Annotated in this window: 5 protein-coding genes; all 5 read right to left on the bottom strand. The window is 74.6% G+C overall.

Going from position 1 to position 5,087, the window contains the following annotated elements:
• On the bottom strand, positions 1 to 239 hold a 239-nt coding region (locus L0B03_RS13735; RefSeq protein ID WP_250446709.1), incomplete at its 3' end, for a hypothetical protein.
• A 115-nt stretch (positions 240 to 354) separates the two neighbouring features.
• Positions 355 to 2,958 (bottom strand): ABC transporter permease, encoded by a 2,604-nt coding sequence (locus L0B03_RS13730; RefSeq protein ID WP_250446707.1) that lies wholly within the window; start codon positions 2,956 to 2,958, stop codon positions 355 to 357.
• The gene (locus L0B03_RS13725; RefSeq protein WP_250446705.1) at positions 2,958 to 3,725 is read right to left on the bottom strand and encodes an ABC transporter ATP-binding protein; all 768 of its coding nucleotides are present in this window, start codon (positions 3,723 to 3,725) and stop codon (positions 2,958 to 2,960) included. Before L0B03_RS13725 ends, L0B03_RS13730 begins: the two co-directional genes overlap by 1 nt.
• Before the next feature lie 175 nt (positions 3,726 to 3,900).
• A complete protein-coding gene (locus tag L0B03_RS13720; protein WP_250446703.1) occupies positions 3,901 to 4,656 on the bottom strand; it encodes a response regulator transcription factor in 756 nt (251 codons plus the stop codon).
• Positions 4,653 to 5,087: ATP-binding protein (locus L0B03_RS13715; protein ID WP_308200063.1), on the bottom strand; the 435-nt coding region annotated here is incomplete at its 5' end. The genes L0B03_RS13720 and L0B03_RS13715, both read right to left, overlap by 4 nt.

Below are 5,087 nucleotides of genomic sequence, written 5' to 3'. Positions count from 1 at the left end.
CCGGTCCGGTGCACGAGCAGGGCCGGGTCGGGGGCCGGCGCGCCGAGGTCGACCTGCGCGCCGTGCACCCAGGGCACGACCCCCGCGACGTGGTCCTCGTCGAGCCTGCGGCCCTCGACCGACCACGCCTCGACCGTCACCCGGGGGTCTCCCGTGAGCCGCGCGGCGTGGTGCCGTGCCTCGTGCACCGTCAGGCCGCGAGGGACCTCGAGGTCGACCGAGGCGAGGGAGAAGCGCATCCCGCGAGGGAAGCGCGAAGGGCCCACCGGGGAGCACCACGGGCCGTCCTGCCTGGGGAGGCAGGGACGGCCCGTGGTGCTGTGGACTGCTCGCGCCGGGACGGCGGGTGTCGAGCTACTCGACGCCCAGGGCCTGCACCGGCGGGGTGCGAGCCGCGCTGCGCCCGGGCAGGACCGAGGCCAGGAGACCGGCGGCCAGGGCCACGAGGAGCACCAGCCCCAGGTCACGCCACGGCACGGTCAGCCCCACCGCGCTGATCTCGCCGAGCAAGGTCTGCGACCCGGCCCAGCCGTACACGACCCCCAGCAGGGACCCGGCGAGCGCACCCACGGCTGCGACGAGCAGGCCCTCCACGGCCAGGGTCGCCCGCAGCTGACGCCGGGACAGGCCCAGGGCACGCAGCGTCGCCGACTCGCGGCGCCGCTCGATCACGGACAGGGACAGCGTGTTGGCCACACCGACCAGCGCGATGACCACCGCGACCCCGAGCAGCCCCACCACGACCGCGAGGAGCGTGTCGATCACCTCCTGGTAGAAGCCACGCTCGATCGCCGCCCCGGCGGTGCTCAGCCCCACGTCGGAGGCGGCTGCCGCGACGTCGACCGCGCTGACCACCGCGTTGGCGTCGTCGAGGTCGGTGACCCCGAGCCACAGCCCGCTGACCGGGGCAGCGGGGTCCAGGCGCGACATGGTCTGGTCCGTGACCATGAGCCCCCAGCTCGGCATCTCGGTCGTCGCCACCGTGAGGGTCACCTCCGCACCCGGGGAGGCGCCCTGCTCGTCCGTCGCCGGGGTCAGGGTGAGCTCCTGCCCGTCCTCGATCCCGAGGTTGGTGGCGAGGGAGGTCGCGACGACCACGCTCGCGTCGTCCAGCTCCGCGACGTAGTCAGGGGTGCGCAGCACCTCCCGGGCGAGGGCGGGGTCGATCGCGGTCGCCTCGAAGGTCTCCAGCGTGGTCATCGCGCCGTCGAGGTCGTCGAGGACGGTGACCATCGTCCTGGTGGTCTCGGCGATGGCGCGCACCTCCTCGACGGCCCGGACCTCGCTGGTCACCGCGGCGGGCAGAGCCGGGTAGCTCATCCCGTTGCCGACGGTCTCGACCTGCACGTCGACGGGGTACTGCTCGTCGAGGGCCTCGTTGAGGGAGTGCCGGGTGCTGGCCGCCCCCGTCGACATCATCGCGACCAGGGTCACGCCCACCAGCAGGGCGCTGCTCGTCGAGGCCGTGCGCCGCGGGTTCCGGACGCTGTTGGCCCCCGCGAGGGTCGCCGCAGGTCCGCCGCGCGAGAGCAGCCGGGCCAGCCCACGGATGAGCCACGGCACCCAGAACACCGCCGCGATCATGAGCCCGACGAAGGAGGCCGCACCTCCCAGCACCCCCGCGGCCAGGCCGAGCAGGAGGTCGACGTTCGTGGCGAGGACCATGCCGAGGGCCAGGAGCCCGAAGCCACCGACCACGAGCAGGCCCGAGAACCAGGCGCGCAGGCGGCCGCTCCGGGTCGAGACCTGCGGGTTCTCGGCCGGGCGGAGCGCGGCGAGGGCCGAGACGCGGGTCGCGGCCCTGGCGGGGCTCATCGCCGCGAGCAGGGTCACCGCGGTGCCGACCAGCATCGGGACGAGCACGACCACGGGGGTGATGGTGACCGTCTCGGGCAGGGGGACGTCGACCGCCGTCCGGCCCAGGACGCTCAGGGCCCCCTGGACCACCGCGGTCCCCAGCACCAGACCGACCGCCGAGGCGGCGACGCCCAGGAGGGTGGCCTCGATCATGACCGAGCGGCGGAGCTGCTTGCGCCCGGCACCCACGCAGCGCAGCAGTGCCAGGGTCCGGGTGCGCTGGGCCACGAGCACCTGGAAGGTGTTGGTGATGACCAGCCCCGCGACCAGCAGGGCGACGGCCGCGAAGCCGAGCACGATGGCCGTGAAGACCATCGAGCTGCCGGTCAGCTCGGCGGTGATCTGCTCGGCGGCCTCGTCGACCGTCTGGACGGAGGCGCCGCCCACCGACTCGCGCAGCGCCTCCTGCGCCGAGCGCAGGTCCGTCCCGGGGGTGAGGGCGACGAGTGCCTGGCCGGTCGTGACGCCCAGCCCCTCGGTGTCGAGGGCCTCCATCCAGGAGCGCACCAGGCTCTCGTCGGCGACGGCGGCGCCACCGATGCCGATGAACGCCGAGCTCCCGTCGTCGAGCAGGCCGGTGACCTCGAGGTCCTCGCGCATCGTGCTGACCGAGCCGCCCTCGGCGTCGTCGGGGTCCGGGGTCCAGATCTCGAGCTGGGTGGTGACGGTGTCGCCGAGCCCCACGCCGACCAGCTCGGCGAGGCTCGCCGGGAGAGCGATCTCCTCGGCATCGGACGGGAGGGCGCCCTCGGTCAGGGTCTCGGCCTCGAGGTCCGGGTGCGTGGCCTTCGCCTTGGCCGCCGTGTACAGGCGCCCGTCACGGCCGACCACCTCGACGTACGTCTGCCACTGGGGGTCGATCACGTCCACGCCCGGCACCTCGCGGGCTGCGGCGAGCGCGGTGTCGTCGAGCTCCGCGCCGCCGATGATCAGGTCCGCATCGGCGTAGGAGCCGGTCACGGCGTCGTAGGTGGTGCGGGTGATCGCGTTGCCCGCGAGCAGGGTCGCGGCGACGAAGGCCGTGCCCAGGACGATGGCGATCCCGGCGGCGGTCAGCCGCCCCAGGCTGCGGCGCATCTGCGCCAGGGTCAGGCGCAGCATCAGCGCACCGCCGGCTCGTCGAGGGAGCGCAGGGCGTCCAGGCCCGCGAGCACCGACTCAGGCGTCGGGTCGCTGATGTCCCCGGCGATCCGGCCGTCCGCGAGCAGCACCACGCGGTCGGCGTACGCCGCGGCCGACGGGTCGTGGGTGACCATGATGATGGTGCGACCCAGCTCGCGGACCGAGCGGCGCAGGAAGCTCAGCACCTGAGCCCCTGCTCGCGAGTCCAGGTTGCCGGTGGGCTCGTCGGCGAAGACCACCTCGGGCTTGGCGATCAGGGCGCGGGCGATCGCCACACGCTGCTGCTGCCCGCCCGAGAGCTCGCTCGGCCGGTGGGTCAGGCGGTCGTCGAGCCCCAGGGTCCCGGTGAGCGTGCCCAGCCAGGCCTCGTCGACCGGGGCGCCGGCGAGCTCGAGGGGCAGCAGGATGTTCTGCCGGGCCGTGAACATGGGCAGCAGGTTGAAGGACTGGAACACGAAGCCCACGCGGTCGCGCCGCAGACGCGTCAGGGCGTTGTCGTCGAGCCCGGTGATCTCGGTGCTGCCGAGGAAGGCCTGCCCGCCGCTCGCGACGTCGAGCCCCGCGAGCAGGTGCATGAGGGTGGACTTGCCGGAGCCCGAGGGGCCCATGATCGCCGTGAAGGCCCCGGCCTGGAAGTCGACGTCGACCCCGGCGAGGGCGTGGACGGCTGCCTCGCCCTGGCCGTAGACCTTGGTCAGGCGTCGCGCGCTGACCGCGGTGGTGCTGGTGTTCGGTGTGCTGGGCACGGGGGGGTCTCCTCGGGTGTCGTCGTGTGCCTCGACGCTACGGAGGTCCCGGTCCTCGGGGCGTCGCGCCCCGGCATGGTCCTCGCCCGCGGCGGGTCATCCCCTGGTCGGACGCGGCGGCGGTGGCAGGCCACCCTGGGCGGGACGTGGACGCGGGCGTGCACCCCGCGCGGGCTCAGCTGCCCGGACGCACCAGACCGCCCTCGTAGGCCGTGACGACGGCCTGCACGCGGTCCCGGGCACCGAGCTTGGACAGGATCCGCCCCACGTGGGTCTTGACCGTGGCCTCGGCCACGAAGAGGTCCCCGGCGATCTCGGTGTTCGAGCGGCCGCGGGCCATCAGGACGAGGACCTCGCGCTCGCGGTCGGTCAGCTCGCCCAGGCCCGGGTGGGCGGTCGATGGGTCCTCGGCCTCGGGCAGGGCCGTCACGAGGTGCTCGAGCAGGCGACGGGTCGAGGAGGGCGCGATCACCGCGTCCCCCGCGTGCACGGTGCGGATGGCCGCGAGCATCTCCTCGGGCGGGGCGTCCTTGAGCAGGAACCCGCTGGCCCCGGCGCGGATCGCGGCGAGCACGTACTCGTCGAGGTCGAAGGTGGTGAGCACGATGACCCGGGGGACGGGACGCCCGGCGGGCCCCCCGGCCACGGATCCCGAGGCGCCCGGCGACCCCGGCAGCGTGCCCGACGACGGTGCGGTGAGCCGGGCGGTCGCGGCCAGCCCGTCGAGGGTCGGCATGCGGACGTCCATGAGCACGACGTCGACCTCGACCGCCGCGAGCCGGCGCAGGGCCTCGGCGCCGTCCCCGGCCTCGAGGACGACCTCGAGGTCGGGCTGGGAGTCGATCACCATGCGGAAGCCCGCACGCACCAGCTGCTGGTCGTCGACGAGGGCGACGCGCACGGTGGGGCGGTCGGCGTCGGTCGTGGTCATCGGTGCTCCTCGTGCGGGGGGATCGGGATCTCGGCGCGGACGCGGTACCCGCCGCCCGGGCGGGGCCCGACCGTGAGCGTGCCGCCCAGCATGGCTGCACGCTCGCGCATGCCCAGCACCCCCTGGCCGACACCGTCGGTCTCGGCGGCCGCGCCACGCCCGTCGTCGCTCACCTGGAGCACGAGCGCCTCGGGCTTCCACTGCAGCATGACGGTGGCCGAGGGGGACGGGCCGGCGTGCTTGAGGATGTTCGTCAGGGACTCCTGGCAGATGCGGTAGACGGTGAGGTCGATCCCCGGGGGCAGGCGGCGCGCGGTGCCCATGCGCACGACGGAGACGTCGACCCCGCTGCCCCGCACCTGCTCGACGAGCTGGTCGATGTCGCCCACGGCCGGCTGCGGGGCGAGGGCGGGCGCGCCGGTGCCCTCCCC

It is taken from the genome of Actinotalea sp. C106, from assembly GCF_023630195.1.
GTDB lineage: Bacteria > Actinomycetota > Actinomycetes > Actinomycetales > Cellulomonadaceae > Actinotalea.
The sequence above is the reverse complement of the archived record's forward strand: the minus strand, read 5'-3'. Positions and strand labels throughout refer to the sequence as shown.